Source organism: Mesorhizobium sp. M0106 (assembly GCF_040322715.1).
GTDB lineage: Bacteria > Pseudomonadota > Alphaproteobacteria > Rhizobiales > Rhizobiaceae > Mesorhizobium.
In genome coordinates this window covers 85,542-112,457 of record NZ_JAMYUA010000004.1, presented here as the reverse complement: position 1 = coordinate 112,457, position 26,916 = coordinate 85,542, and the positions used below count along the sequence as shown (strand labels likewise).

Genomic DNA, 26,916 nt, shown 5'->3' with positions numbered 1-26,916 from the left:
CAAATTCAGGCGATTTGCAATTTCCGCGCATGCTTGTGCAAAACTGCACAGGTGCGCGGCGAGGAATTGATCTAGACTAGATTCGTGACCAAGACCGGCGAACCGGACTGGAACGATCTGCGCTACTTTCTCGCTGCCGCCCGCGCGGGAACGTTGTCGGGAGCAGCGCGCGTGCTCGGCGTGCGTCACACGACGATCAGCCGGCGCCTGGCTGCTCTTGAGGCGGCACTCGGGGTTTCGCTTGTCGTGCGCACGCGGCAAGGTATCGAGATCACGCCGCTTGGCCAGACATTGCTGCCGCTCGGTGATGAGCTTGAACGTACCATGCAAGCACTGACGGCGCTTGTGCGTTCGGGCAAGAATAGCGTTCGGCTGGCACTGCCGTCGGGCTTCAGCCCCCTTTTTGCCGAGCGTATGGCCGGGTTCCATAAGGCCCACCCAGATATCAACCTGGAACTGACGAGCGGCAGCAGGCCAGTGGACCTGCAGCACGGCGAGGCCGACCTTGCGGTCCGGATCGGCACCGTCGCCGCAGACGATTTGATCGCGCAGAAGCTTTGTGTTGCGGGCTGGTCGATCTATGCGTCCCAGCGCTATCTCGACCATCACCCAATGCCCATCGACCCTCGCCAGTTGGCCGGACACGAGATCATTGGATTTCACGCAAGCCTTGCCGGCGTCCCCGGCGCCAAATGGGTTGAGGCGCACGGCGCCGGCGCGACAATTGTCCTTCGCGTTGCCGAAATGACGGAAATGTTGGCGGCGGCTCTGAGTGGCGCCGGTCTGGCGGTAATGCCCTGCATGTTGGCCGAAGCTGAACCGCGGATGGTGCGCCTTGCCCCCGACATTCTCGGCAGTCATCCGGTGTCGCTCGTCTATCGCCGTGAAATCGGGGCGGAGGCGCCGGTGCGCGCCGTCATCCGCTTCGTTTCTACCATCATCAAGGACCATGCCGAGGTGATCAGCGGCGAGACGCAGTAGGGGCATGGTGCAGCCGCTTGCGCGAGGTGCCGAGGATTGGCAGTCGTCACACGGGACGCTTGTCCCGCTCTTTGCGGGTCGCACCGTATCGTCCGGCGTTGGTTCTCTCGGAAGACTCGCTGGATACTCGATTTGCGGGAGCGCCAGAGAATCTTGCGTGATAATATTAACAGGTATTATTTCCGCCAGGTCTCTCACCACAGTTGGGTCATGCCAAATGCCTGAGAATTGAATTTCCGCTGTGAAACACCTATCTTACAGTGAAATTCACGTTTTCGACTTTAGCTGCAAGGAGATTTTACGGATGGCCCAAGGCAATCAGAACATCATGGGAAAATCTGAGGCTCGCTTCATGGAAAATCAAAAGAAGACGGCGGAGCGGAACAAAGCAACTGCCGAATATCTCTCGGAGGCGAAGGCCAGGACCATCAAGACGGCAAGGCTGAGGGAATTGCGACTGGCCAAGGAAGAGGCGGACCGCGCGGCGGCAGCTCTGAATCCGGTCGCCCCGAAGAAGAAGCGGGCGTCGCGGGCACTCAAGCAGGCCGTCTCCGCATCGACGCAGGCGAAATCATGAGCCTGACACTTCCCAACCCTAGCCGCAGCTAGGAAGCAAACGCATCCGCTTCGTCTGCCGCGGTGTCGCGCATCCCAGGAGCAGGGCTTATTGCCGAGATCATGAAGGTTCATAATCCGCATGAGACGCGCTGATTCGCGCTTTGCCGGGATGTCTTCATGCAACGCAGCTACGCAGCCGGGAGGTCGACGCGACGGGCGAGGGGAAAGGCGATGACCGCGCCGGCCGTCGAATTGCAGAAGGCCATATTCGATGCTGTGAATGGCGATCCCGATTTATCGGCGGCATTGGGCGACGCAAGATTGTTCGACCGTGCGCCGGAAAATGTTGCGTTCCCCCACATGACCTTCGGCCGCACCAGCGTCTACGATTGGGCAACGGGGATGGAGAACGACGCAGAACAGTTGCTGACGTTGCATGTCTGGTCGAAATCAGAGGCCAGCAAGGAAACCAATGACATCATGGACCTTGTTAGCACCCGCCTGCGCGATACGGCTCTCTCGCTCGGCGAACATCGCCGCGCCTACCTCAAGCTCGAATTCGCCGAAGCCCGCTACGACGAGGACCTTTCGGCCCATCACGGGCTGCTGCGCTTCCGTGCCGTGATCAAGGAAGAGGGCTGACCACCGGGCACTTTTTGCAAATCGGGCAATTTTGTTCTTGCTTTGTGCCGGCAGCTATGCTACTAATTCCCTATGGTGCTGATGGCGCCAGCGACCCGCCGCAGAGGCGGGTTTTTATTTCCGGTCGGTTCGCCTGAATCTGCCTTCGGTTGCCGGATCGATTGTCGAAGTCGGGGCAAACCTGAAGCGATTGCCTTTCACCGCCAAACGATGCCCGGTTGTCGGCGAAGGATTGGAGGGCTAGGTTAAACATTGGCGATTTCGCGGAGCCGGGCGGCGAAATGGCAATCCGGTAATCTCGCGCTTCAGGGGTGTGGCGGGCATGCATTCGAGCGTTCACCGTTCATATCACGTTCAGCACCGGCGCGTTAGAACGCTGACCATGAAAACCCTTCGCTCCCACTTCCGGACCGCGGCACTGGCGCTGTCAGCCGCCGGTCTGCTTGCGTCGCAGGCGATGGCGATCCCCGCTGTCGTGCCCGAGTGGACTCAGCCGGTCGTCCTCGCCGCGTCCGACTGCTACGCGATCGGCCAGCAGGTGGCCGAGCAGAATGGCGGCACCCTGGCCAAGGCCTCGCAGTCGACACGCGGCGGCCAGCCGGTCTGCGTCATCGTCGTGCTCGTTCCGGGCAAGGACGGGCAGCGTCCCCGTCGCTCGGAGATCGTCGTTCCGCTGAACTGAACCGTGCCGTTTCCCAGTCTGCCGGAATCGGCCTATATCTGAACAGCTTCAACAGGCCTTCCGCATGCGCGTACTCGTCGTCGAAGATGACAAGGATCTCAACCGGCAGATCGGCGACGCGCTGGTCGATGCCGGCTATGTCGTCGACCGCGCTTTCGACGGCGAGGAAGGGCACTTTCTCGGCGACACCGAGCCCTACGATGCCGTGGTGCTCGACATCGGCCTGCCGCAGATGGACGGCATCAGCGTGGTCGAGCGCTGGCGGCGCGGCGGCCGCAAGATGCCGGTGCTGATCCTGACGGCACGCGACCGCTGGAGCGACAAGGTTGCCGGCATCGACGCCGGCGCCGACGACTACGTCACCAAACCCTTCCACATCGAGGAAATCCTGGCCAGGGTGCGGGCCTTGATCCGGCGTGCTGCCGGGCACGCTTCGTCCGAACTGACCTGCGGGCCGCTCCGCCTCGACACCAAGGCCTCCAAGGCCGACGTCGACGGCGTGCCGCTGAAGCTGACCTCGCACGAATTCCGCTTGCTTGCCTATTTGATGCACCACATGGGCGAGGTGGTGTCCCGGACCGAGCTGGTCGAGCATCTCTACGACCAGGATTTCGACCGCGATTCCAACACGATCGAGGTCTTTGTCGGACGGCTTCGCAAGAAGATGGGCATCGACATGATCGAAACCGTTCGCGGCATGGGCTACCGCATGCGTAAGCCGGAGGCGTAACGCGGAACCGCTGCCTACAAAACCCGCCGTCTCGAACACGCCGTCGCTGCGGTCATGGCCGCGTTCGGTGGCGTTTCGCGTCATCGCCTTTTCCACGGTCTGGGCGATCCTCACTCTGGTCGTCATCTTCACCTTGATCACCACGCTCTATCGCCAGGCCAGCGAGCGCGGTTTCGACAGCCTGCTTTCGGCGCATCTGTTCAACCTGATCGGCTCGGTCGGCGTTTCTGAAAGCGGCCAATTGACCGGCGCCCCCGACCTTGGTGATTTGAGGTTCTCGGAACCGAATTCCGGCTGGTACTGGTCGGTCGAGCCTGCCTCGGAAGGCGTGCACGGCGATCTCCATTCGTCGTCGATGACCAAGGCGATCCCGTCGCCAAGCGTTGCCGAGGTGCCCTTCAATGCCAGCTTCCAGCGCAGCTATTCAGCGGACGGCATCGAAGGCGAGCAGTTGGAGGTGTTCGAGAGCGAGTTCGTGCTCGATGCGAAAAACCGCGCCGCGCGCTTCCGCGTCATGGGCAACCAGACCGAGCTCGAGCAGGAAATCGCCACCTTCCAGCGGCGCCTTTTGACCTATCTGTCGCTGTTCGGCGTCGGCATGATCGCCATCAATGCGATTGCCATCCTGCTCGGCCTGCAGCCGCTGCGCCGGGTCAGGAATGCGCTTGCCATGGTGCGCGAAGGAACCGCGCAGCGCCTAGACGGCCGTTTCCCGGCCGAGATCGAGCCGCTCGCCAACGAGACCAATGCGCTGATCGAGAACAACAGGCGTATCGTCGAGCGGTCGCGCACGCAGGTCGGCAACCTGGCTCACTCGCTGAAGACGCCGCTTGCCGTGCTGCTCAACGAGGGACGGGCGCTGGGTGGCGCCAAGGGCCAGCTGATCGCCGAGCAGGCCGCTTCCATGCAAAAGCAAGTGGACCATTATCTGCAACGTGCCCGCGTCGCCGCGCAGCGCGACAGCCTCGTCTACCGTACGCCGGTGGCGCCGCTGGTCCAGCGCATGGTTCGGGTGCTGCAGAAGCTCAACCCGCAGACGGCGCTGTCGCTCTCACTGCCGGCCACCGACATCGTCTTTGCCGGCGAACGCGAGGACCTGGAGGAGCTGCTCGGCAATCTGCTCGACAATGCGATGAAATGGGCAAGGAGCGCGGTCGCCGTTTCGGTCAAGCCAATCTCCAGCAAGGGTGGCGCTGGCACGGAAGGCGCAGCCAGCCTGTTCGAGATCAGCATCGAGGATGACGGCCCCGGCATTCCCGACGACAAGGCGCGCGAGGTGTTGCAGCGCGGCCGGCGTCTCGACGAGACAAAACCGGGCAGCGGGCTCGGACTTGCCATTGTCGCCGACCTTGTCAACGAGTATGGAGGCTCTCTGGCGCTGGAACGATCCGTCATGGGTGGATTGAAGGCGATGGTTCGATTGCGGAGCCTTCAGTAATGCTTTTCCAGATTGCTTTTCCAGGTGGCCGGCTGCGGCCAAATTTCCGACAAACATCGACATTATGGCCGCGCCAGCTGCTGACAGCGCGGCGGTCCAGCTCAAGAAAGCCGGTATTGGCATGAAGATTCGCGTCGCGCTCGTTTCCGCCCTGCTCGCCGTCTCCGGCTGCACAACGCTCGGCAAGGGCCCGGCCGTTACGGTGACGCCGGCCGCGACGCCCCCCAGCGGCGCCAAGGTGGCGACGACGATCATCTCCGCCATGGGCGGCGGCCTCGTCGGCGGCTCTATCGGCGCCGGCCTGAGCGAGACCGAGAAGCGCAGCGCGCTCGAGGCGGAATACAAGGCGCTTGAATACACGGCGAGCGGCCAGAAAGTGGCTTGGAAGAGCGACGGTTCGGCCCATCGCGGCGAAGTGGTCGCCGCCCAGCCCTATCGCGTCGGCTCGCAGGACTGCCGGCAATACACCCATACGGTGTTTACCGGCACCGCCGGCGCCACCGCGCGCGGAACCGCCTGCCGCAATGCCGACGGCAGCTGGACGCCTCTGACGTAGCTGGCCGGTCGTCGATCCGCCGATTCCGGTCCGGCACCAAAGCGCGTCGCGTTCGACCGGCCTCATGCGACGCGCTTTAGGTTCTTGTTTTGATGCATGGTCGTTGTCGCAAAACCGCTGCACACTTTTGCGCGACATGCATTATCGATCGGAGCGGCCCCGCCAAAGCGTCGCAGCACGCTTGTGTTGGCAGGGCAAGGGTCTCGTTCTATTGGAAGAGCCATGCTGTTCTGGGTCATAGCCGCAATCCTGACGCTGGGCGCAAGCCTGGCGGTGCTGCTGCCGTTGGCCGGCGGATCGAAGAACGCGTCCGCTGCTGGCGATCACGACCTTGAAGTCTATCGCGACCAGCTGGCCGAGCTTGACCGCGATATGGCGCGTGGCCTGATCCAGCCAATGGAGGCCGAAGAGGCACGCGCCGAAATCGCCCGCCGCATCCTTCGCCTGAGCAATGCCGGCCACGCCGACGACACGGCGACGCCGCCGTCGCGGTCGACAAGGCTGGTGGCGACAGCGGCCGTGCTGCTGGTTCCGCTGGTCAGCTGGGGCCTCTATGGCCAGCTCGGCTCACCCGACCTGCCGTCGCAGCCGCTCAGCGAACGCCTGGCCAAGAACCCCGCCGACAGCTCGGTCGACGAGCTGATAGCCCGCGCCGAGGCGCACCTGGCGGCCAACCCATCCGATGGCCGCGGCTGGGACGTGCTGGCGCCGGTCTATCTGCGCATGCAGCGATACGCCGATGCGGTGACCGCCTATCGCAACGCCATCCGCCTCGACGGCGACAGCGCCGCCCGCCAGGCGGGTCTTGGCGAGGCGATCGCCAATGCGGCCGGCGGCATTGTCTCCGCCGAAGCGCAGGCGGCTTTCGAGGCGGCGTTGAAGCTCGATCCGGCCAATCCGAAGGCCTCGTTCTATCTCGCCATGGGCATGGCACAGGAAGGCCGCATAGCTGAAGCCACGGCGGCCTGGCAAAAGATGCTTGCCGCCTTGCCGCAGGGCTCGCCGTGGCGCGGCGCCGTCGAGCAGGCGCTGGCCGAATCCGCCGCCCGCAGCGTCGCTTCGGAGGCGCCCGCGAAAGGGCCGACCGCCGAGGATATCGATGCTGCCTCCTCGATGTCGCCGCAGGACCGGCAAGCCATGATCAGCACCATGGTTGCCGGCCTCGACGAAAGGCTTCGGCAAAATCCGCGCGACGAGGAAGGGTGGATGCAGCTCGTTCGTTCCTATGCCGTGCTGGGCAAGACAGATCAGGCGCGTGATGCGCTCAATCGCGGTATCGCCGTCTTTGGCGCGGACAGCGACCAGGCCAGGAAATTCACCGCCTTTGCCGCCTCGCTTGGCGTGACGGCGACGGAGTAGACGATGACGCGCAAGCAGAAACGACTGTCGGTGATCGCAGCGGGGCTGGGGTTTCTCGGTGTTGCCACGGGGCTGACCTTCTATGCGCTTGGCCAGAAGGCCTCCTATTTCTACATGCCGGCCGATCTGGCCACCGCCAGCCTTCAGCCGGGCCAGCGCATCAGGCTCGGCGGTCTCGTCGAAAAAGGCACGGTCGAGCGTAGCCAAGGCGCCACCGTCGCCTTTTCGGTGACCGACAACCAGAAGGACGTCAAGGTCACCTATACCGGCATTCTTCCCGACCTCTTCCGGGAAGGACAGGGCGTGATCACCGAAGGCTCGTTTGGCCCTGACGGAATCTTTGTCGCCGACAGCGTGCTGGCCAAGCATGACGAGACCTATATGCCCAAGGAAGTGGCCGACGGCCTCAAGGCCAAGGGCGTATGGCAGGAGAGCAAGAGTGACTAGCGGGTGCGGTGACAATGGTTGAAACCGGACATTTCGCCCTGATCCTGGCGTTTGCGCTGGCCCTGGTGCAGACGATGGTGCCGCTGTTCGGTGCGCGCACCGGCAACCACAAGATGATGGCCGTCGGCGCACCGGCCGCGCTGACCGGCTTTGCCTTGACGGCGCTGTCTTTCGTGGCGCTGACAACCGCCTACGCCGGCTCCGACTTCTCGGTTGAGAGCGTCTGGGAGAACTCGCATTCGCTGCAGCCGCTGATCTACAAGATCACCGGAACCTGGGGCAATCACGAAGGTTCGATGCTGCTCTGGGTGCTGATCCTGACCTTCTTCGGCGCGCTCGTCGCCGTCTTCGGCGGCAATCTTCCGGCGACGCTCCGGGCCAATGTGCTTGCCGTGCAGGGAGCGATCGGCGCCACTTTCTTCCTGTTCATCCTGACGACGTCGAACCCGTTCGTCAGGCTCAATCCGGCGCCTATCGAGGGCCGCGATCTCAACCCGATCCTGCAGGACCTCGGCCTCGCCATCCATCCGCCGCTGCTTTATCTCGGCTATGTCGGTTTCTCGATCTGCTTTTCCTTCTCTGTCGCTGCCCTCATCGAGGGCCGCATTGACGCTTCGTGGGCGCGCTGGGTAAGGCCGTGGACATTGGTTGCCTGGATGTTCCTCACCGGCGGCATCGCCATGGGCTCCTACTGGGCTTATTACGAGCTCGGCTGGGGCGGCTTCTGGTTCTGGGATCCGGTCGAGAACGCATCCTTCATGCCGTGGCTGGCGGGCACGGCGCTGCTGCATTCGGCGATCGTCATGGAAAAGCGCTCGGCGCTGAAGATCTGGACGCTGCTTCTGGCGATCCTGACCTTCTCACTGTCGCTGCTCGGCACCTTCCTGGTGCGTTCCGGCGTGCTGACCTCGGTGCACGCATTCGCCACCGATCCGACGCGTGGCGTGTTCATCCTCTGCATCCTGACGCTGTTCATCGGCGGCTCGCTGGCGCTATTTGCCTTGCGCGCCTCCCGGCTGACGGCCGGCGGCCTGTTTCACCCGATCTCGCGCGAAGGCGCGCTGGTCCTGAACAATCTGTTCCTGACCACCGCCACCGCCACCGTGCTGGTCGGCACGCTCTACCCGCTCGTCGTCGAAGCCCTGTCTGCCGACAAGATTTCGGTCGGCGCGCCGTTCTTCAACCTGACATTCGGCCCGCTGATGGTGCCGTTGCTGGTCGTCGTGCCGTTCGGGCCGCTCCTCGCCTGGAAGCGCGGCGACATTTTCGCCGTCGCCCAGCGCCTGATGGCGGCTTTCGCGGCGGCGCTGCTCGCCGTGCTGGTGACGGCCCTGTTCATCGATGGCGCTTCGGTGTTGGCGGCACTCGGTGTCGGCCTTGCCTTCTGGCTGATCTGCGGCGCGCTCACCGATCTCGCCGTCAAATCCGGCTTCGGCACCGTCGTGCCCGCCACCATGCTCAGGCGCTTCGCCGGCCTGCCGCGCTCGGTCTTCGGCACAGCGCTTGCGCATCTCGGCCTCGGGCTGACAACGCTCGGCATTGTCGGCACGCTTTGCTTCGGCACCGAAAAAATCTTGGCGATGCATGCCGGCGAGACCGTCGAACTGTCCGGCCACAAGCTGCGCTTCGAGGGGCTCTATCCGGCCCAGGGGCCTAACTACAGTGAGGATCGCGGCCGCTTCGCCCTGCTAGGCGCCGACGGCAGCGTCGCAGGCGAGATCACCTCGGCCAAGCGCTCATATCCGGTGCGCCAGATGACCACAACCGAATCCGGCATCAGGACGATCGGCTTCAGCCAGCTCTATCTTTCGCTTGGCGACGAGGGCAGCGATGGCTCTGTGGTCGTTCGTCTGTGGTGGAAGCCGCTGGTGACGCTGATCTGGGGCGGCGGACTGGTGATGATGGCGGGCGCGGCGATGTCGCTGCTCGACCGCCGCCTGCGCGTCGGCGCACCGTCGCGCCGCAAGGCTGCGGCCGGCGTGCCATCGGCGAGCCCGCAATGAAAAGGGTCACGCTGGCCTCGCTGGTCCTGCTGCTGGCGCTGTTGTTCGCCGGCGCCGCGCAGGCGGTCAAGCCCGACGAGGTGCTCGCCGACCCGGCACTCGAGGCGAGGGCGCGCGCTTTGTCGGAAGGCCTGCGCTGCATGGTCTGCCAGAACCAGTCGATCGACGAGTCCGATGCCGACCTCGCCCGCGACCTGCGCATCCTTGTGCGCCAGCGCCTGGTCGCCGGCGATACCGACCGGCAGGTGATGGACTATGTCGTTTCGCGCTACGGCGAATTCGTGCTGCTGAAGCCACGCTTCAATCTGCGCAATGTTTTGCTCTGGGGGACGCCAGTTCTTCTGCTGCTCGTTGGCGGGACATTCATCCTGCTGGCCGCCCGTTCGCGCCGTTCGACGGTGACCGCTGCATTAACTGCCGAGGAACAGGCGGCGCTGGACAAGATGCTCCGCCGCGATTGATCGATACATTACGAAAGTTTCATGTACCGGAAATGGCGCCGTAATGTGCGGCCCTCTATTTCCTTTGTCGAGGATGCCAATCAAGGGGCGTCCCTTGAAAAGAGGATACGAGAACCATGAATGTTGCCCCCAATTCATATCTACGCACCCGCAAACGCCTTCTGGCCGCAGCCGCATCCCTGGCCATTGCCGGCGCGATCGGCTTTGGTGCTGTTGCCACCGGGACAGCCCCGGTGCTGGCCGACGCCGTGCGTGTCGAGGCACCGCAGGTCCCGAGCTTCGCCGATGTGGTCGATCGCGTTTCGCCGGCGGTCGTCAGCGTGCGCGTCAAGGCCAAGATCCAGTCGACGGCCGATGACGGTTCCGGCCAGATGGACGACGAGGACGGCTTAGGCAATCTTCCCGACAACCCGCAGCTGCGCCGGTTCTTCCGCGAATTCCGCGGCTTTGGCGATCAAGGCGGCGATCAAGGCCCGAACGGAATGCGCCGTTTTGGACACCGTGACCGCAACAACGACCAGCCGCGGCCGGTGGCGCAGGGATCCGGTTTCTTCATCTCCGATGACGGCTATCTCGTCACCAACAACCATGTCGTCGAGGAGGGCACCGCCTTCACCGTGGTGACCAATGACGGCAAGGAACTCGACGCCAAGCTGATCGGCACGGACCCGCGCACCGATCTTGCCGTGCTCAAGGTCGATGACGGCAGCAAGTTCACCTATGTCGACTTCGCCGACGATTCCAAGGTTCGCGTCGGCGACTGGGTGGTGGCTGTCGGCAATCCGTTCGGCCTCGGCGGCACGGTTACCGCAGGCATCGTTTCGGCCCGCGGCCGCGATATCGGCGCCGGTCCCTATGACGACTTCATCCAGATCGACGCCTCGGTGAACCGCGGCAATTCGGGCGGCCCGACCTTTAACCTCAACGGCCAGGTTGTCGGCATCAACACCGCGATCTTCTCGCCCTCGGGCGGCAGCGTCGGCATTGCCTTCGACATTCCCGCTTCGACCGCCAAGCAGGTCGTGCAGGATCTGATGAAGAACGGCACCGTGCAGCGCGGCTGGCTCGGTGTCGAGATCCAGCCGGTCACCCCCGAAATCGCCGAGTCGCTTGGCCTTGGGTCCGGCAAGGGCGCGCTCGTTGCCAGCGCGCAGGACAACGGTCCCGGCAAGAAGGCCGGCATCACCGCCGGTGACGTGATCACCCAGGTGGACGGCAAGGACGTTGCTTCGCCCAAGGAACTCGCCCGCCTGATTGGCGCTTACCCGCCCGGCAAATCTGTCGACGTCACGGTGTGGCGCAACGGCAAGAGCGAGGCGGTTAAGGTCGATCTCGGCAAGCTGCCGTCGAGCGACAAGCAGGCCTCGGCCGACCAGCAGCCTGCCCCCGCGCCGAAGACCGACACGCTCGCCGATCTCGGCCTGACCGTCACCAAGTCTGACAATGGCAAGGGCCTTGTGGTGACCGATGTCGACCCCGACAGCGATGCCGCCGATCGCGGCATCCAGCCCGGCGACGTCATCACCTCCGTCAATTCGGCGGAAGTGACCGGCACCGGCGACGTCGACAAGGCGATGGCCGACGCGGTGAAGTCCGGCCGCAAGGCGGTGCTGATGCAGATCACCCGCGACGACAGCAACCGCTTCGTCGCACTGCCTGTCGCCAAGGGCTGAGCGCATGACCCCGAACACGTATTCCGTTTTCGGAAAGGCTCATGCGCCGATTCAAGGTGCTAGAGCGTCCTTTGCGCGTCCAAGAGGACGCGCGGCGCTCTAGTGGTCGACTTTTCCGGTGCGGCGGTTTTCAACACCCCCGAGCCGCCGCACGGGAAAGCACGGGGCCTGAATACGTTAGTCAGTCATCGTGTTCCGCCCCAGCGGCAGCGGGCTTCCCATCGCCGCTGCCGCTCGAACATGCCGCTCAAGGCGTGAAGCGGTTTTAGGCCAACGACATGCTAAAACAAAGACTTACCGCGTATCCCTGAATCACTTTGTTCGCGACATGCCATGGAGAAGGCCACGATGCATATGCCGGCCACTCAATCTTCCAGCGAAATCGCGTATAACGGTTCTATGAAGATTCTCGTCATAGAAGACGATCGCGAGGCGGCCGACTACCTGCAGAAGGCGTTCGCCGAGGCCGGCCATACCGCCCATGTCGCCGGCGACGGCGAAACCGGCTTCGCACTCGCTGATTCCGGCGACTATGACGTCATGGTCGTTGATCGCATGATGCCGCGCCGCGATGGCCTGTCCGTCATTGCCGGGCTCAGGTCCCGGGGCAATACGACGCCCGTGCTGATCCTGTCGGCGCTCGGCGAAGTCGACGACCGGGTCACCGGTCTGCGCGCCGGCGGCGACGACTATCTGACCAAACCCTACGCCTTTTCCGAACTGCTCGCCCGCGTCGAGGTGCTGAACCGCCGCGCCAGCGCCAGGGAAGCCGAAACCGTCTACCGGGTCGGTGATCTCGAACTCGACCGGCTGTCGCACTCGGTGCGCCGCGCCGGGCGCGAGATAACGCTGCAGCCGCGCGAGTTCCGCCTGCTCGAATATCTGATGCGCCATGCCGGCCAGGTGGTGACGCGCACCATGCTGCTCGAGAATGTCTGGGACTACCATTTCGATCCGCAGACCAACGTCATCGACGTTCATATCTCGCGGCTGCGGGGCAAGATCGAGAAGGGCTTCGACAAGCCGATCCTGCACACGGTTCGCGGCGCCGGCTACATGCTGAAAAGCGGCTAGAACCCCATGACTCTTTCCGTGCCGGCCATCATGAAGACGACGGCAGCGCGGCTTTCGGCGCTCTACCTCCTGCTGTTCGCCATCTGCGCGGTGCTGCTCGTGTTCTACATGACCTCGCTGTCGGCGCGCATGCTGACCGGCCAGACCCAGGACACGATCAACGACGAGGTGCTCGGCCTCGCCCGCGCCTATCAGCGCGGCGGCTTGCCGCTGCTGGTCCGTGTCGTCGAGCAGCGCTCCCGCCAGCCCGGCGCCAATCTCTATCTGATCGCCGATGCCAACGGCCAGATCCTGACCGGCAACGTGCAGAGCCTGGAGCCGGGCGTGATCGAGGCCGAGGGCTGGATCACCGAACCGTTCTCCTACCGCCGCTTCGGCGAGGGCGAGCTCGAGCGGCAGCGCAACCCGATCTCCGACCCGAACGAGCCCGCCCAGAGCGAAGTCCAGGCCGAAGGCGAGAAAGGCCACAACGCCATTGCCCTGGTGCTGCGCCTGCCCAACCAGATGATCATGCTGGTCGGCCGCGACCTCGGCGAGCCGGAGCGCTTCCGCGCCGTCATTCGCCGCGCCTTGATGCTGGCGCTCGGCATGATGGGCGTCGGTGGGCTGCTGATCTGGTTCTTCGTCGGGCGCGCGGCGCTGAAGCGCATCGACAGCGTGTCCGAGGCGAGCCGCCGTATCATGGGCGGCGATCTTTCCGGCCGGCTGCCGGTCACCGGCGCCGGCGACGAGTTCGACCGGCTGTCGGAAAACCTCAATTCCATGCTGGCCAGGATCGCCACGCTGAACGAGGGCCTGAAGCAGGTCTCCGACAACATCGCCCACGACCTGAAGACGCCGCTGACCAGGCTGCGCAATCGCGCCGAGGCGACGCTTTCCGGCAAGCACAACACCAGCGACTACCGGCAGGCGCTGGAAGGAACGATCGCCGAATCCGATCAGCTGATAAAGACCTTCAACGCCATCCTGATGATCTCGCGACTGGAAGCCGGCTATTCCTCGGAAAGCACCACCAGGGTTGATTTGGCCGCTGCCGTGCACGACGTCGTCGAACTCTACGAGCCGGTAGCGGAGGAGGCGGGCGTGACGCTCGAAACTTCGGTGCAAGGTTCCTTCGCCGTCAACGGCAATCGCGAGCTGATTGGCCAGGCGCTGTCCAACATCGTCGACAACGCGATCAAATATTCGACCGACTCGACCTCCAGGCCTATGGTTCGCGTGACGCTGGAGCGTGTCGGTAGCGAGATCAGACTCGCCGTCTCCGACAACGGCCAGGGCATTCCCGACGATGTCGACCGTGCCAGGGTGACCGAACGTTTCGTGCGGCTGGAAAAGAGCCGCTCGCAGCCGGGATCCGGCCTTGGCTTGAGTCTCGCCAAGGCCATCATGACATTCCACAATGGACGGCTTGAGCTTCTGCCCGGCAATCCCGGATTGTCGGTCGTCATGAGTTTTCCCGGGCGGGAGGATCGCTGATGGTAGCGAGGATGGCAGTGCGACGCCTCGAAACGGACTGGCTGTTGAAGCCGGCGGTAGAGCTCGTTCCGCTGGATGCAAGCCGCGCCAGGCAGGAATTGTCGGAGATCGCCGACGCCGCGCGGCAAAAGGAACTGCCGCGACTGGCGAAATTTCTCGCCGGCAAGGGGGTCGTCCAGGATTTCCTCGCCGCCGTGTTCGACCTGTCGCCGTTCCTGCGCGATACCGCGCGCCGCCGGCCGCGGATACTCGATGCGCTTTTCAACGAGACCATCGAGGCGCGGCTGTCATCGATCGGCGCCGTGGTCGACAAGGCATCACGCGCAGAGGCCGTCTCCGAAAGCAGCCTGATGATGGAGCTGCGCCAATGTAAGGCGGAGGCGCATTTCCTGATCGCCTTGGCCGATCTCGCCGGCGAAGCCGAGACCTCGCTGACGGTGCAGCGACTGAGCGACCTTGCCGACGCCTGCACGCGTGCGGCCGTCGATTTCCTGCTCCGCGACGCGCATGAGCAGGGCAAGCTCCGATTGCCGGATGCCAAAAATCCGGCGCGACGCTCGGGCTGGATTCTGCTCGGCATGGGCAAGCTCGGCGCGCATGAGCTGAACTTCTCCTCCGACATCGACCTCATCGCCTTCTTCGACCCCGATGCGCCTGCTGTCGTCGATCCGCTCGATGCAACCGAGCTGTTTTCGCGGCTGACACGCCGGCTGGTCCGCATTCTGCAGGACCGCACCGAGCACGGTTACGTCTTCCGCACCGATCTCAGGCTTCGTCCCGACCCCGGCTCGACGCCGCTGGCGATCCCGGTCGAGGCGGCGCTGCGCTACTATGAGGCGCGCGGCCAGAACTGGGAGCGCGCCGCCATGATCAAGGCGCGCCCGGTGGCCGGCGATGTTGCCGCCGGCGCCGCGTTCCTGAAGGAACTGCAGCCCTATATCTGGCGCAAATACATGGACTACGCGGCGATTGCCGACGTCCATTCGATCAAGCGCCAGATCCACGCCCACAAGGGCCATGGCGAGGTCGCGGTCAAAGGCCACAACGTCAAGCTCGGCCGCGGCGGCATCCGCGAGATCGAGTTCTTCGTCCAGACCCAGCAACTCATCGCCGGCGGCCGCTTTCCCGAACTGCGCGGCCGCGAGACCGTGCCGATGCTCGGCGAGCTCGCCGCGCGCGGCTGGATCACCGCCGACGCGCGCGATGCGCTCACCAGGCAATACTGGTTCCTGCGCCGCGTCGAACATGCCATCCAGATGGTTGCCGACCAGCAGACGCATATCCTGCCGGAGGACGAAGAGGGGCTGGAGCGCGTCGCCCGCATGCTGGGCTTTGCCGATGCGGCAGGCTTTGCCGAAACGTTCCGCGCGGCGCTGCACCAGGTCGAGCGCCACTATGCAGCGCTGTTCGAGACCGCGCCGGAGCTTTCGGCCGGCATCGGCAATCTGGTCTTTACCGGCGACGTCGACGATCCCGATACCTTGCAGACCTTGCAGCGGCTCGGCTTCCAGCGGCCGAGCGACATCTGCCGGGTTATCCGCGGCTGGCACTTCGGCCGCTACCGCGTCACCAGGTCGGCGGAAGCGCGCGAGCGGCTGACCGAACTGACGCCGGCGCTGCTGCAAGCGTTCGGCCAGACGCGGCGGGCGGACGAGGCAGTGATCCGCTTCGACGAATTCCTTGCCGGCCTGCCTGCCGGCATCCAGCTGTTTTCGCTGCTGCAGTCGAATCCGGCTTTGCTGAAGCTGATGGCGACTATCATGGGCGCGGCACCGCGGCTGGCCGCCATCATCACGCGCCGGCCGCATGTCTTCGATGGGCTGCTCGATCCGGCGCTGCTGAGCGAACTGCCAAACCGCGCCTATCTGTCGGCGCGCCTTGCCGCCTTCCTCGAAGGCGACAGAGCCTATGAAGACGTGCTCGACCGGCTGCGCATCTTTGCTTCGGAGCAAAAATTCCTGATCGGTGTCAGGCTGCTTGCCGGGTCGATCGACCCGCCGCGCGCCGGCCGCGCTTTTTCCGATCTCGCCGACCTGACCATCGAGGCGGCATCGCAGGCGGTGATGGCGGAATTCGCTTTGCGTCATGGCTATATTGCCTGCGGCCGGGTCGCGCTGCTCGGCATGGGCAAGCTCGGCAGCCGCGAACTGTCGGCGGGCTCCGACGTCGACCTCATCCTGCTCTACGATCACGACGCCGATGCGGAGGAGTCCGACGGCGACAAGCCGCTTGCCCCATCGCATTACTACAGCCGGCTGACACAGCGGCTGATCGCCGCCGTTTCCGCGCCGACCGCCGAGGGCGTGCTCTACGAGCTCGACCTTCGCCTGCGGCCGTCCGGCAACAAGGGGCCGGTGGCCACCCATGTCGACGCCTTCAAGAAGTATCAGCGCCAGGACGCCTGGACATGGGAGCACATGGCGCTGGCGCGCGCCCGCACGATCGGCGGCGATGCCGAGCTCTGCCGCGAGGTCGAGGGAGAGGTTGCCGCAGTGCTCGCTCTGCCGCGCGATCCAGCCAAGGTGATGGCCGAGGCATCCGAGATGCGCGCCATGGTCGACAAGGAGAAGCCGCCGCGCGATCCCTGGGACATCAAGCTGATCCCGGGCGGCCTCATCGATCTCGAATTCATTGCCCAGGTTGCGCTGATCACCGGAAAGATCGAGGCAGGCCGCAGGGCCACCGGCACGGCTGAGGTCCTGTCGCGCCTGGCGCCGGATTTCGCCAGCGCCCAGGTCAGGCAGGAACTGGTGGATGCCTATTCGCTCTATCTGGCGCTGACCCAGATGATACGGCTTTGCCTCACCGGCGCGTTCGAACGCGACGACGTTCCGCCAGGGCTTTCGGATCTGCTTCTGGCCGTCACCGACCTGCCGGATTTCGGGGTGCTTGAAGCGCACCTCAAGGAGACGTCGCAGAAGGTCAGAAAGGATTTCGACCTTCTGCTTCGTGCGAAACAACCGTGACGGCAACCAGCCGTACGGGCGAGAGCATCGGACCCAAAATTGCGACCTGCTTTGGGAGGTTCCGATGTTCAATCAAAGAGATAGAGCGGGGGATTGAAGGTCCGCCGCTCTAGCATCGGGGGTGACGATGCAACAGGAGAAGACCATGAGAAAGACAACCAGACTTGCACTCGTTTTCGCAGCCCTGGCCGGCGCCGTCGGCACCGCTGCCTATGCAGACGAGCACTCCGGGGCCGGGCCGCGCGACGGCATGATGATGCGCCTCGGCAAGGTCATGAACGACAATGACGGCATCATCACCTTCGACCAGTTCTCCGACGCCATGAACGCGCGGCTGAAGAAGATGGTCGCCGACAATGGCGGCAAGCTGACCGTGGCACAGCTCGCCGACGCGCTGGAGAAAGCACGCTTCGAGCAGATGGCCAGGCGCATCATCGCCCGTTACGACACCAAGGGCGACGGCACGCTGACCGCCGACGACATCACAAGCCGCCAGAAGAAGGTCTTCGCCATGCTCGACCGTGACAATGACGGGAAAATCGAGAAGAACGAACTGCCGAAGGGTCCCGGCGGTCACCGCCAATGGGACGGCGAGGGCAATGATGGCACTGACGGCATGCAGTGAGAATTGATAACGCTCCGGCGGTGCGAGCCGCCGGAGACTTATTTTGTCATTCAGGCAGCCGCCCTGACCGCCTGCGCGGCTTTCTTGATCGGGATGCGTACCGAGACGATCGTGCCGACGCTTTCGGTCGAGCGGATCTTCAACGCGCCACCCTGAAGCTCGGCCAGCGAGCGCGAGATGGCGAGGCCGAGCCCGGAGCCGGCATGGCTCTTGGAGAACTGGTTTTGCACCTGTTCGAATGGCCGCCCGAGCTTGCTCAGCGCCGCCTTCGGGATACCGCAGCCATTGTCCTCGATCGTCAGGATCAGCGCGCTGGAAATGCTGCGGGCTCTGACCGAGATGTGGCCGCCTTGCCCGGTGAACTTCACCGCATTGGACAGAAGGTTGATGAGGATCTGCTTGATCGCCCTGCGGTCGGCGAACAGCGTCAGCGAATCGGCGATGCGGGTTTCGACGGTGATCGACTTTTCCGCCGCCTGCAGAGAAACGACGCGAACCGTCTCCCTGATGAGCGGGCAGAGATCGATTTCTTCCTGATCCAGGGCGAACTGGCCGGCCTCGATCTTCGACATGTCGAGGATGTCATTGATCACACCGAGAAGATATTTGCCGCTGCCGTTGATGTCGGTGGCATACTCTTCGTAGCGCGGCGAACCCAGCGGCCCGAACAGCCCCCGTTCCATCAGTTCCGAGAAGCCGATGATCGCGTTGAGCGGGGTGCGCAACTCGTGCGACATGTTGGCCAGGAATTCGGATTTGGCCCGGTTCGCCGCTTCGGCGCGCTCGGTTTCCTTCATGTATTTGCGATTGAGTTCGACGAGCTCACGAGCCCGTTCTTCTTCCGCGCGGCGGGCAAGGCTGAGGTCATGGATTGTCGCCATCAGCCGGCGCTCGCTGTCGACCAGCTTCTCCTGGTGCAGCTTGATCTGGGTGATGTCGGAGCCGACGGAGACGGTACCGCCGTCCCTTGTCCGCAACTCGTTCACCTGCAGCCAGCGGCCGTCGGCAAGCTGGCGCTCGAAGGTCACGCCTCCCTGCGGTCCGTTGGTGTTGGCAAGCCGCCGCTCCGAGGCGAAGGCCAGCATGCGTTCCTCCAGAACGGCGCGCGGAGCGCCCGGCATCACGTCGCGATCCAACAGGCCGTTGTCCTGCTGGTATTTGGAATTGCACATGATCAGGCGCTCGGACGAATCCCACAGCACGAAAGATTCGTTGATGTTTTCGATGGCCGTCCTCAGGCGCAGGTCCGCCGCTTCGGAGCGCAGCGCCAGATGCCGCTGCTCGGTGACGTCGACGGCGATGCCGATCAGCTGGATCTCCGGCGCTTCCGGGTCGATAACGTGTGCTCTTGCGCGCATCCAAACCCATTGCCCGTCGGCATGGCGCATCCGGAACACCTGGTCGATATGGTCGATCTCGCGTGCGACGATCCTGTTGGCGAGTTCGAACAAATCGCCGTCCTCGGGATGAATGATTTCATCGACTTCGCCGAACGACAGCATCGTGTCACAAGGCTCGTAGCCCAGCATGTCGTACATCGAGCGCGACCAGTACATCTTGCCGCGCACCATGTCCCAATCCCACAGGCCGCAGCGGCCGCGCACCAGCGCCATGTCGATGCGCTGGTGGGCTTCGAGATAGATGCGATCGGCGGCCTGGGCGCGCGCCGCCTGGCCGAAATAGGCGTAGAGGATGATGATCAGCACGCCGGCCGTCAGCACGAACAGCGTGACGTTGAGTGAGACCGTCTTGCGCCAGGCGTCAAAAACTGCCTCCTGCGGCACGAACGCTGCCGCGGCACCCCTTCGGCCATTCGCCAGGCTCACTGCCGCGTACCAGTCCTGTCCGCCGATGTTGACCTCCATTACCCCGGCGCGGTCGCCGAACATGAACAGCGGCTGCCCGCCCTGCACGACGCCATCGAGCGATCGCCCCTCCCAGTGCATCGACTGCGGCGATACGGCAATGATCTTGAAGGCGCTATCGGTGATCGCCAGTACGTGGCTTCGGCCCATCGCGCCCTGACGACCGGTGCTCTCCAGCAGGTCCTGGATCGCGCCGGGCGCGGAAATCATGGTCGCGTCGGCGATCGAACTGGCCAGGTGGCCGGCGGCCAGCGCAAGGATCGCCTTGGCGTCGCGCTCGATCTCGTCGCGCTCGTTCATCAGCGACAGAAAGCGCAGTACTGCGATGATCAACAGAAACATGATGATGAGGGCCGGGATCGATCGCCGCAACAGCGGCTCGGCTGCCAGCAGCCGTCGGTAGGCAGGTTCGGCAATGAGCCGCGTATTGCCCGCGAGACCGTCGCTTCGCGCCTCGCGACGCTCAAACGCCGTCCCACCGGGCGCGCCCCACGCGTCCGCCTTCGCCATAAATGGCACTCCCCGATTTTCTGTCCCGCTTGACGATCCGGCAACGCCGCACTTCCGAATCGTCCCTAAAGAATCAAAGGTGATTCGCCTTGTCCAGAGGCGCGGCGAAAAAAGATTAAAAATCGACTAAAATAATGGGGTTTTCGGGTGGTCTTCCCTTTTTCCCACAAGGGGAGAACGGGAGGTCGCTTACGCCAGGGTGCGCTCGACGATGTCTCGCAAATCGGCCGACAGCTTCTCGGTATTGGCGATCGAAAGCAACGCCTCCCTTGCCTTGGCCTGCCGCACCGGTTCGAGCGAGCGCCACGACCTGAGCGCCGTCGCCAGCCTGGCGGCCACCTGCGGGTTGCGTTTTTCGACCTGCAGCACCGTTTCGACGAAAAGCCGGTAGCCTTGGCCGTCGGCGCGATGGAAGCCGGTCTGGTTGGCGCTGGAAAACGTACCGATGAGTGCCCGTACCCGGTTCGGGTTGGCCATCGAGAACGCCGGGTGGCTGGTCAAGGCGCGCACCGCGTCCACGGTTTGCGGGCCGGGCACGCTGGCCTGGGTCTGGAACCATTTGTCCATGACCAGCGGATCGGTTGCATATTTCGCCTCGAAATCGGCCAGTGCCTTGGTCGCCTCAGGTGAGCCATGGTGACGGTGCGCAAGAACGGTCAACGCCGCGGCACGATCCGTCATGTTGGTCGCCGATTGGAAGTGCCCGGCAGCGAGTCCCGCACCTCCCGGCAGCAAGGAGAGATAGTCCAGCAGGACATTGCGCAGAGCCCGCCGCCCGGCACTGGCCGCGTCCGGGCTGAACGGGCCATTGTCGGCGAGCCGATCGTAAAGGTTGGAGAATATCTCGCGGTTGGCCTCGGCGATCGCAACCGCCAGCGCCTCGCGCCCCGCGAAAATGGCGTCGGGGTCGATGTTCTTGCCGATGTCGCGGGCGATATCGGCCTCGCCGGGCAGCGCCAGCGCCAGCGCCCGATAGGCGGGTTCGAGCGCTTCGTCGCCGGCTGTCTTGCCGGCAAGCCCGGTCAGCCGGGCGCTGAACTCGGGTTGCCTGTGGTCCAGGATCTGGCGGAAGGCTGCAATCAGCGCATCGGTCAAAAGAGTGTTGAACGACTGCCAGCGCGAGAAGGCGTCGCTGTCGTGGCCAGCCAGAAAAAACTGGTCGTCGGGCCGCTGCTCGACCGAAAGCGTCACCGGCGCCGAAAAGCCGCGGTTGAGCGACATGGCTGGACGCTCGGCAATCCCGGAAAACCTGACGACATGGCGGCGTTTGCGGATATGGATGACACCGTCCTCGACATTCGCCCCTTCGGCGCCGCTGTGGGCTATTGCCTCGCCACCGGCGCCAACCAGGCCGAAGGCAAGCGGAATGTGCATCAGCCGCTTGCGGCTTTCTGACGGTGTTGGCGGCACCGACTGCTCGATTTCGAGCGTGAATTCCCGCGCCGCCGGATTATACGCCGAACTGACGGTCAGGTTCGGCGTACCGGCCTGATGATACCACAGCGAAAACTGCGACAGGTCGCGACCTGAGACGTCTTCGAACACTTTGATGAAGTCTTCGATCGTCGCCGCCTGGCCGTCGTGACGTTCGAAGTAGAGGTCCATGCCGGCGCGAAACGTCTCGGCGCCGAGGATGGTATGGATCATGCGCACGACTTCCGAGCCTTTTTCGTAGACCGTCGCCGTGTAGAAATTGTTGATCTCGCGGTAGCGGCGAGGCCGGACCGGATGCGCCAGCGGCCCTTGGTCCTCGGGAAACTGATGGGCGCGCAGCGTACGCACCTCGGCGATGCGCTTGACGGCGCGCGAGCGCTGATCGGCCGAGAATTCGTGGTCGCGGAAAACCGTCAGCCCTTCCTTCAGGCAAAGCTGGAACCAGTCGCGGCAAGTGATTCTGTTACCTGTCCAATTGTGGAAATACTCATGCGCGATGATGGCTTCGATATTGGCGAAATCGGCGTCGGTCGCAGTTTCCTGGTCGGCAAGAACGTACTTGTCGTTGAAGATGTTGAGGCCCTTGTTCTCCATTGCGCCCATATTGAAGTCGGACACGGCGACGATGTTGAAGACATCGAGGTCGTATTCGCGGCCGAATGCCTCCTCGTCCCATTTCATTGACCGTTTCAAAGCGTCCATGGCGTAGCCGGCGAGCCTCTCCTTGCCCGGTTCGACATAGATTCCGAGCTCGACCTTGCGGCCAGACAGGGTGACAAAACTGTCCGAGATCTTGCCGAGGTCGCCCGCCACCAGCGCAAACAAATAGGACGGCTTGGGGAAGGGGTCGTTCCAGACCGCATAGTGCCAGCCGCCGGCAAGCTCGCCGCCATCGGCCGGGTTGCCGTTGGACAAAAGCAGCGGCGCCTCACGGCGCTGAGCTTCGATGCGGACCGTGTAGACCGACAGGATGTCGGGACGGTCGAGGAAATAAGTGATGCGGCGAAAGCCTTCGGCCTCGCATTGTGTGCAATAGACGTCGCTCGAGCGATAGAGGCCCATTAGCGCTTCGTTCTGCGCCGGCGCCAACACGGTTTCAATTCTCAGCTGGAAGCACCTTGTCGCAGGGGGGCTGATGATTGTCAGTTGATCGGGCGTGGCGAGAAAATCCGCAGGGCTCGGTTCCTGGCCGTCGATGGCGATGCTGCGGAGCGTCAGCCCGTCGCCATCCAGCACCAGTGGCACCGACGCCGCAATCCCGTCGCGGCGTTCGACCGTCAGCACGGCGGTCACATGCGTTGCTTCAGGCGAAAGGCGGAAAGTCAGGCTGGTTTCCGGAATGAGATAATCACTGGGGCGATAGTCTTCGAGCTTGAAGACCTGGCCGGTATCTGTGCGCATTCCTTGATTTTTCCTGTCGATCCGGGAGCGGCGGGCGGTCCGCTGGTCCAAATAATTTGAAGTCTGCGCTCTTTACACGAAACGTTCCCTCGACAAAACTGCAGCGACGTCTATTTCAGGCGATCATTTCCCAAGCATTATCGCGAGGCTTCCATGACCGTCGTCACGCCGAAATTCGGAACGAGCGCCTCTGTGTTGCGTCGCGAGGATGTGGCCTTCATCAAGGGCGCGCGGGAGGCGGGTACGATCGGGTCGACGCCTGCCGCGCTCAATGCGGTGACCGACGCGCACTACCGCACCTACTGCATCAGGCATATCGACATGCCGGCAACGCCGGCGTGCATCTGGGCGGCGATCGAGGAAGCAAAAGGGGCGTGACAGCCAGACCGGATTTGCCAGTGCTTGCAGCTGGCGACCTTGCAGGCGAGCACAGCACGCTGACCGGGATCTTGCTCAAGATCGTATCGGTGGCGGTCTTCGTCGGCATGTCGTCCTGCATCAAGGCGGCAGGCACCGTGCCGGCGGGCCAGATCGTCTTCTTCCGCTCCTTCTTTGCCATTTTTCCGATCATCGCCTTCCTCGCCTTCCAGGGAAAACTCGGAACCGCCTTTTCGACAAAGCGCCCGCTCAACCACATTGCGCGCGGCGTCGTCGGTGTCTGTGCCATGGGGCTCGGCTTCTTCGCGCTGACGCGGCTGCCGCTGCCGGAGGCGATCACACTGAACTACGCGCAGCCGCTGCTGGTCGTGGTGTTCAGTTCGATCTTCCTCGGCGAAGCCATCCGCATCTATCGCTGGAGTGCGGTTGCCGTCGGCCTGGTCGGGGTGCTGATCATCTCGTGGCCGGAACTGACGCTGCTCAGTTCGGGCGCTGCCCTTGGCGATCAGGAGGTGCTTGGCGTCATCGCCGCCCTCATAGCCGCGGCGATCTCGGCCATCGCCATGCTCCTGGTTCGCAACCTCGTCCAGAGCGAGCGGACGGCGACCATCGTGCTGTGGTTTTCGGTAACCGCGAGCGTCATGGCGCTGCTTTCGTTGCCATTCGGCTGGCAGGCGCTGACGCCAGCACAGGCGGTGCTTCTGATTGCCGCGGGTTTTTGCGGCGGGCTTGGCCAGATCCTGATGACCTCGGCCTATCGCCATGCCGAGGCTTCCGTCGTAGCACCTTTCGAATACACTTCGATGATCCTCGGCGTCGTCGTCGGCTATCTGGTCTTTGGCGACGTCGCCAGGATCAACATGCTGGTCGGCGGCGTGATCGTGGTTGCGGCGGGGATTTTCATCATCTGGCGCGAGCGCCAGCTGGGTCTCGAACGCACCCGCGCCCGCAAGGCCGTCGCGCCGGAAGGGTGATCAGCCCGCTGCGTCGGTCCGCCCTTTCGCCAGCCGCATCAGCACCGCCCGCGTCTGCTCGTCGGCGGGGAAAAAAGATTCGATCGCCAGCTCCGACAGCGTCACGTCGAGCGGCGTGCCGAACACGGTGATGGTGCTGATGAACGACAGCACCGCGTCGCCATGGGCAAGCTTGAGCGGATGGACAATCGCGTTCGGTTCGACCGGCGCCGGCCGGCTGCTTTTAAGGCCGGACGGATAGGCCCGAAGCTCGCGCTCGAGCTCGACCAGAACCGGATCGGCGGCAGCGTCGTTCTGCCGCTTCAGCCGCTCCAGAAGATGCGTCCGCCATTCCGCAAGGTTGACGATGCGCGGCGCGATGCCGCCGGGATGCAGGCTGAGGCGCAACACGTTGACCGGCGGCTTCAGCAGGGAGGCGTCGGCGACATTGGCGAGGAACGGGCCGATGGCGGCGTTCGCCGACACCAGGTCCCAATGCCGGTCCACGGCAAGCGCCGGGAACGGCTCGTGCGCCTTGAGCACGGTCTCGACCGCCGCCATCGCCGGTGCCATCGAGGCATCGTCAAGTGGTCGTTCGCTGAAGCTCGGGGCAAAGCCGGCGGCCAGCAGCAGCTGGTTGCGCTGCCTGAGCGGGATCGAGAGCTGCTCTGCCAGATGCAACACCATATCACGCGAGGGTGCGGCGCGGCCGCTTTCCACGAAACTCAGATGCCGCTGCGAGATCTCGGCCTCCATAGCAAGGTCGAGTTGGCTCATGCGCCGGCGTGTACGCCATTCGCGAATGAGACTGCCGGCGGAAATCTGGGCTGCTGTCATGACGAGATGACTAGGCCGGAAGTGGGCGCATTTCAATTACCTGCTAGGTCATGATGCCGCCCTTCCTTCCTCGCAAGGAGAGGACGGAAGACGCGTTCTGCACCGTTACCCAAGTGCCCGCAACTTCGCCTTCACTTCGAGGAAATCCCGCCACGCCAGCTTCTTGTGCGCCGGCGTTCTCAACAAATAGGCCGGATGCAGGGTCGGCATGGCGGGAATGGCGACGCCAGACGGGGTCGTGTGGACGCGCCAGTTGCCGCGCAGCCGCAATATGCCTTCGGAGGTGTTGAGCAGGGTCTTTGCCGACGGGCCGCCGAGATTGACCAGCACCTTCGGATTGACCAGTTCGATCTGCCGCTCGATGAACGGCCGGCAGATCTCGGTCTCGTGCGGCGTCGGCGTGCGGTTGCCCGGTGGCCGCCAGGGAATCACGTTGGCGATGTAGGCAGATGTCCGGTCAAGACCGATCGCGGCCAGCATGCGGTCGAGCAGCCGGCCCGAGCGGCCGACGAACGGCAAGCCCTCTATGTCCTCGTCGCGGCCCGGTGCTTCGCCGACCAGCATCACCGCGGCAGTCGGATTGCCGTCGGCGAACACCAGGTTCTTGGCGGTGAATTTAAGATTGCAGCCGTCGAATGCCGCCATGTGCTGGCGAAGCTCGTCGAGGCTTGCCGCCGATCTCGCCAGTTGCCGCGCCAATGCCGCCTGCGCCTCGTCGGGCACCGTTGACATGGCCGGGGACGTTCGCACTGCCGGTGCCGTATTCGGTCTCTCGCCCATTTCGGCGCGCGACACGCTCGTCGAGCGATGAGGCGATGCATTTTCACCGGCCGGCAGAGCGGCCGCCGCAGGCACCCGCTCCGGCGGCCTGGCTTCTGCAAACCTGTTTACCGGCTGTTCTTCAAGTGCCTCGTCGACGCCGGCGCTGGCGTAGAAGGCCAGCAGCTCGGCGAGATCGGCTCGGCTAGTGTGGGGGGCGGCAGTCATGGTTTCACATTCGGCCGCGGAGCTTGAATTTGCAAGTTCAGCTCGACGGTATGCGCGGATCCTGCACCAGATAGAACGTCCAGCGCGGCGTGTAGTCGGTGATCAGGAAATAGAAGCTGGCGGTCTTCAGCGGGTCGATCTTGCCGTTCTTGAACAGCAGGCGGTCGTACGGTTCGAAATTGCGGTCGAAATCGGCGTAGCTGCTCGACCAGATATTTTCGGGCGTTTTGTTGCGCTGGTCGAACGACAGGCCGTCGCCGAACACGCTCGGCTGGTCGAGGATCTCCTGGAGTTCGAACTGGAACTCGACCCAGGCTTGGCCGCTATTGTTGAGCACGTCGATGCGCATATACATCAGACCATTGGCGAAGTCTCCCGCCTTGCCGAACGGCTGGATCGGCCTTGTCGTGCGAATGGCCAGCGTTACCGGCGTCGCTGAATTCAGCTCTTCGGTGATGACCAGCGGATCCTCCTTCGTGCCGATGCCGGAAGCCCCGGTGATGCGGAAACCGCCGCGCTCGTCGGAAAAGGAATAGGCGCCGGTCGCCCAGACCAGTTGCTGCTCGGCACGGGCATCGAGGGCCATCAGTGGCAGAAGCGCCAAGAGCGCCGCACGGCAAAACCGGCCGGGCGTGAAAAAAAAGCGCGTCGATGAAAAGCCAGCCGGCCCGAATATGCGCATGGCGGGAAGTATGGCCGATAAGCAAGCCGTCGAACAATTAAAAACATCAGTGCGACATATCTGTGCAAACGGAATAGGATTGAAGATTGATGCTCGTCACCGCGAATCTGTGCGGCAGGACGCGACTTTTTGACGAAATCGGTATTGTCACGTCCGCGCCGGTTTCCCGTCGCTATTTGATGCGCTATGCAGCGCGTG

The 26,916-nt window shown here is 63.8% G+C and carries 24 protein-coding genes; 19 read left to right on the top strand and 5 right to left on the bottom strand.

The window, feature by feature from the left end; all coding sequences use genetic code 11:
• Window positions 1–84: 84 nt before the first annotated feature.
• The 16 genes from NKJ55_RS05790 (at window position 85) to NKJ55_RS05715 (ending at window position 17,671) form a co-directional block, all read left to right on the top strand.
• On the top strand, window positions 85–981 hold the full coding sequence (locus NKJ55_RS05790; protein ID WP_352449045.1) for a LysR family transcriptional regulator: 897 nt from the start codon (window positions 85–87) through the stop codon (window positions 979–981).
• Between the two features lie 304 nt (window positions 982–1,285).
• Entirely contained in the window at window positions 1,286–1,558 is a 273-nt protein-coding gene (locus NKJ55_RS05785) for a hypothetical protein (RefSeq protein WP_023677828.1), read from the top strand.
• A gap of 212 nt (window positions 1,559–1,770) precedes the next feature.
• Complete coding sequence (locus NKJ55_RS05780) at window positions 1,771–2,181, top strand: DUF3168 domain-containing protein (protein ID WP_352449044.1); 411 nt, start codon at window positions 1,771–1,773, stop codon at window positions 2,179–2,181.
• 382 nt (window positions 2,182–2,563) lie between these two features.
• Entirely contained in the window at window positions 2,564–2,863 is a 300-nt protein-coding gene (locus NKJ55_RS05775) for a hypothetical protein (RefSeq protein ID WP_352449043.1), read from the top strand.
• Between the two features lie 64 nt (window positions 2,864–2,927).
• Window positions 2,928–3,593, top strand: coding sequence for a response regulator transcription factor (locus NKJ55_RS05770; protein ID WP_023718390.1), 666 nt, complete (start codon window positions 2,928–2,930; stop codon window positions 3,591–3,593).
• A 10-nt stretch (window positions 3,594–3,603) separates the two neighbouring features.
• Window positions 3,604–5,031, top strand: a complete 1,428-nt coding sequence (locus NKJ55_RS05765; protein ID WP_352449218.1) for an ATP-binding protein — start codon at window positions 3,604–3,606, stop codon at window positions 5,029–5,031.
• A 121-nt stretch (window positions 5,032–5,152) separates the two neighbouring features.
• The gene (locus tag NKJ55_RS05760) at window positions 5,153–5,587 is read left to right on the top strand and encodes an RT0821/Lpp0805 family surface protein (protein ID WP_352449042.1); all 435 of its coding nucleotides are present in this window, start codon (window positions 5,153–5,155) and stop codon (window positions 5,585–5,587) included.
• A 222-nt stretch (window positions 5,588–5,809) separates the two neighbouring features.
• Entirely contained in the window at window positions 5,810–6,946 is a 1,137-nt protein-coding gene (gene ccmI, locus NKJ55_RS05755; protein WP_352449041.1) for a c-type cytochrome biogenesis protein CcmI, read from the top strand.
• 3 nt (window positions 6,947–6,949) lie between these two features.
• Window positions 6,950–7,393 carry a cytochrome c maturation protein CcmE gene (gene ccmE / locus NKJ55_RS05750; RefSeq protein WP_023677821.1) on the top strand — a complete coding sequence of 148 codons (444 nt, stop codon included), beginning with the start codon at window positions 6,950–6,952 and terminating at the stop codon, window positions 7,391–7,393.
• A 14-nt stretch (window positions 7,394–7,407) separates the two neighbouring features.
• Window positions 7,408–9,396: a heme lyase CcmF/NrfE family subunit gene (locus NKJ55_RS05745; RefSeq protein WP_352449040.1), complete on the top strand. Its 1,989-nt coding sequence runs from the start codon at window positions 7,408–7,410 to the stop codon at window positions 9,394–9,396.
• The gene (locus NKJ55_RS05740; protein WP_084641257.1) at window positions 9,393–9,857 is read left to right on the top strand and encodes a cytochrome c-type biogenesis protein; all 465 of its coding nucleotides are present in this window, start codon (window positions 9,393–9,395) and stop codon (window positions 9,855–9,857) included. The genes NKJ55_RS05745 and NKJ55_RS05740 overlap by 4 nt, the downstream gene beginning before the upstream one ends.
• 116 nt (window positions 9,858–9,973) lie before the next feature.
• Window positions 9,974–11,530, top strand: coding sequence for a Do family serine endopeptidase (locus tag NKJ55_RS05735; protein WP_352449039.1), 1,557 nt, complete (start codon window positions 9,974–9,976; stop codon window positions 11,528–11,530).
• Window positions 11,531–11,929: 399 nt separating this feature from the next.
• Window positions 11,930–12,604 (top strand): response regulator transcription factor, encoded by a 675-nt coding sequence (locus tag NKJ55_RS05730; RefSeq protein ID WP_254819962.1) that lies wholly within the window; start codon window positions 11,930–11,932, stop codon window positions 12,602–12,604.
• A gap of 6 nt (window positions 12,605–12,610) precedes the next feature.
• On the top strand, window positions 12,611–14,080 hold the full coding sequence (locus NKJ55_RS05725) for a sensor histidine kinase (RefSeq protein ID WP_352449038.1): 1,470 nt from the start codon (window positions 12,611–12,613) through the stop codon (window positions 14,078–14,080).
• A complete protein-coding gene (locus tag NKJ55_RS05720) occupies window positions 14,080–17,046 on the top strand; it encodes a bifunctional [glutamine synthetase] adenylyltransferase/[glutamine synthetase]-adenylyl-L-tyrosine phosphorylase (RefSeq protein WP_352449037.1) in 2,967 nt (988 codons plus the stop codon). Before NKJ55_RS05725 ends, NKJ55_RS05720 begins: the two co-directional genes overlap by 1 nt.
• A 145-nt stretch (window positions 17,047–17,191) precedes the next feature.
• A complete protein-coding gene (locus tag NKJ55_RS05715; RefSeq protein WP_352449036.1) occupies window positions 17,192–17,671 on the top strand; it encodes an EF-hand domain-containing protein in 480 nt (159 codons plus the stop codon).
• Between the two features lie 50 nt (window positions 17,672–17,721).
• Here the strand turns inward: NKJ55_RS05715 and NKJ55_RS05710 are convergent, their stop codons facing one another.
• Complete coding sequence (locus tag NKJ55_RS05710; RefSeq protein ID WP_352449035.1) at window positions 17,722–20,046, bottom strand: PAS domain-containing sensor histidine kinase; 2,325 nt, start codon at window positions 20,044–20,046, stop codon at window positions 17,722–17,724.
• A gap of 189 nt (window positions 20,047–20,235) precedes the next feature.
• Window positions 20,236–22,881, bottom strand: a complete 2,646-nt coding sequence (gene pepN / locus NKJ55_RS05705; RefSeq protein ID WP_352449034.1) for an aminopeptidase N — start codon at window positions 22,879–22,881, stop codon at window positions 20,236–20,238.
• 153 nt (window positions 22,882–23,034) lie between these two features.
• On the opposite strand from pepN, the gene NKJ55_RS05700 reads away from it, so the two are divergent.
• Window positions 23,035–23,259, top strand: a complete 225-nt coding sequence (locus tag NKJ55_RS05700; RefSeq protein ID WP_352449229.1) for a hypothetical protein — start codon at window positions 23,035–23,037, stop codon at window positions 23,257–23,259.
• Entirely contained in the window at window positions 23,256–24,233 is a 978-nt protein-coding gene (locus NKJ55_RS05695) for a DMT family transporter (RefSeq protein ID WP_502904462.1), read from the top strand. The genes NKJ55_RS05700 and NKJ55_RS05695 overlap by 4 nt, the downstream gene beginning before the upstream one ends.
• On the opposite strand, the gene NKJ55_RS05690 is transcribed toward NKJ55_RS05695, so the two are convergent.
• The 3 genes from NKJ55_RS05690 to NKJ55_RS05680 all read right to left on the bottom strand — a co-directional run bounded on the left by NKJ55_RS05690 (window position 24,234) and on the right by NKJ55_RS05680 (window position 26,718).
• Window positions 24,234–25,049 carry a helix-turn-helix domain-containing protein gene (locus tag NKJ55_RS05690; RefSeq protein WP_352449033.1) on the bottom strand — a complete coding sequence of 272 codons (816 nt, stop codon included), beginning with the start codon at window positions 25,047–25,049 and terminating at the stop codon, window positions 24,234–24,236.
• 105 nt (window positions 25,050–25,154) lie between these two features.
• Complete coding sequence (locus NKJ55_RS05685; protein ID WP_352449032.1) at window positions 25,155–26,036, bottom strand: uracil-DNA glycosylase; 882 nt, start codon at window positions 26,034–26,036, stop codon at window positions 25,155–25,157.
• A 37-nt stretch (window positions 26,037–26,073) separates the two neighbouring features.
• On the bottom strand, window positions 26,074–26,718 hold the full coding sequence (locus tag NKJ55_RS05680; protein ID WP_352449031.1) for a hypothetical protein: 645 nt from the start codon (window positions 26,716–26,718) through the stop codon (window positions 26,074–26,076).
• Between NKJ55_RS05680 and NKJ55_RS05675 the strand changes: the two genes are divergently transcribed.
• Window positions 26,669–26,851, top strand: coding sequence for a hypothetical protein (locus NKJ55_RS05675; protein ID WP_198023574.1), 183 nt, complete (start codon window positions 26,669–26,671; stop codon window positions 26,849–26,851). The genes NKJ55_RS05680 and NKJ55_RS05675 overlap by 50 nt on opposite strands.
• The last annotated feature ends 65 nt before the right edge of the window (window positions 26,852–26,916 follow it).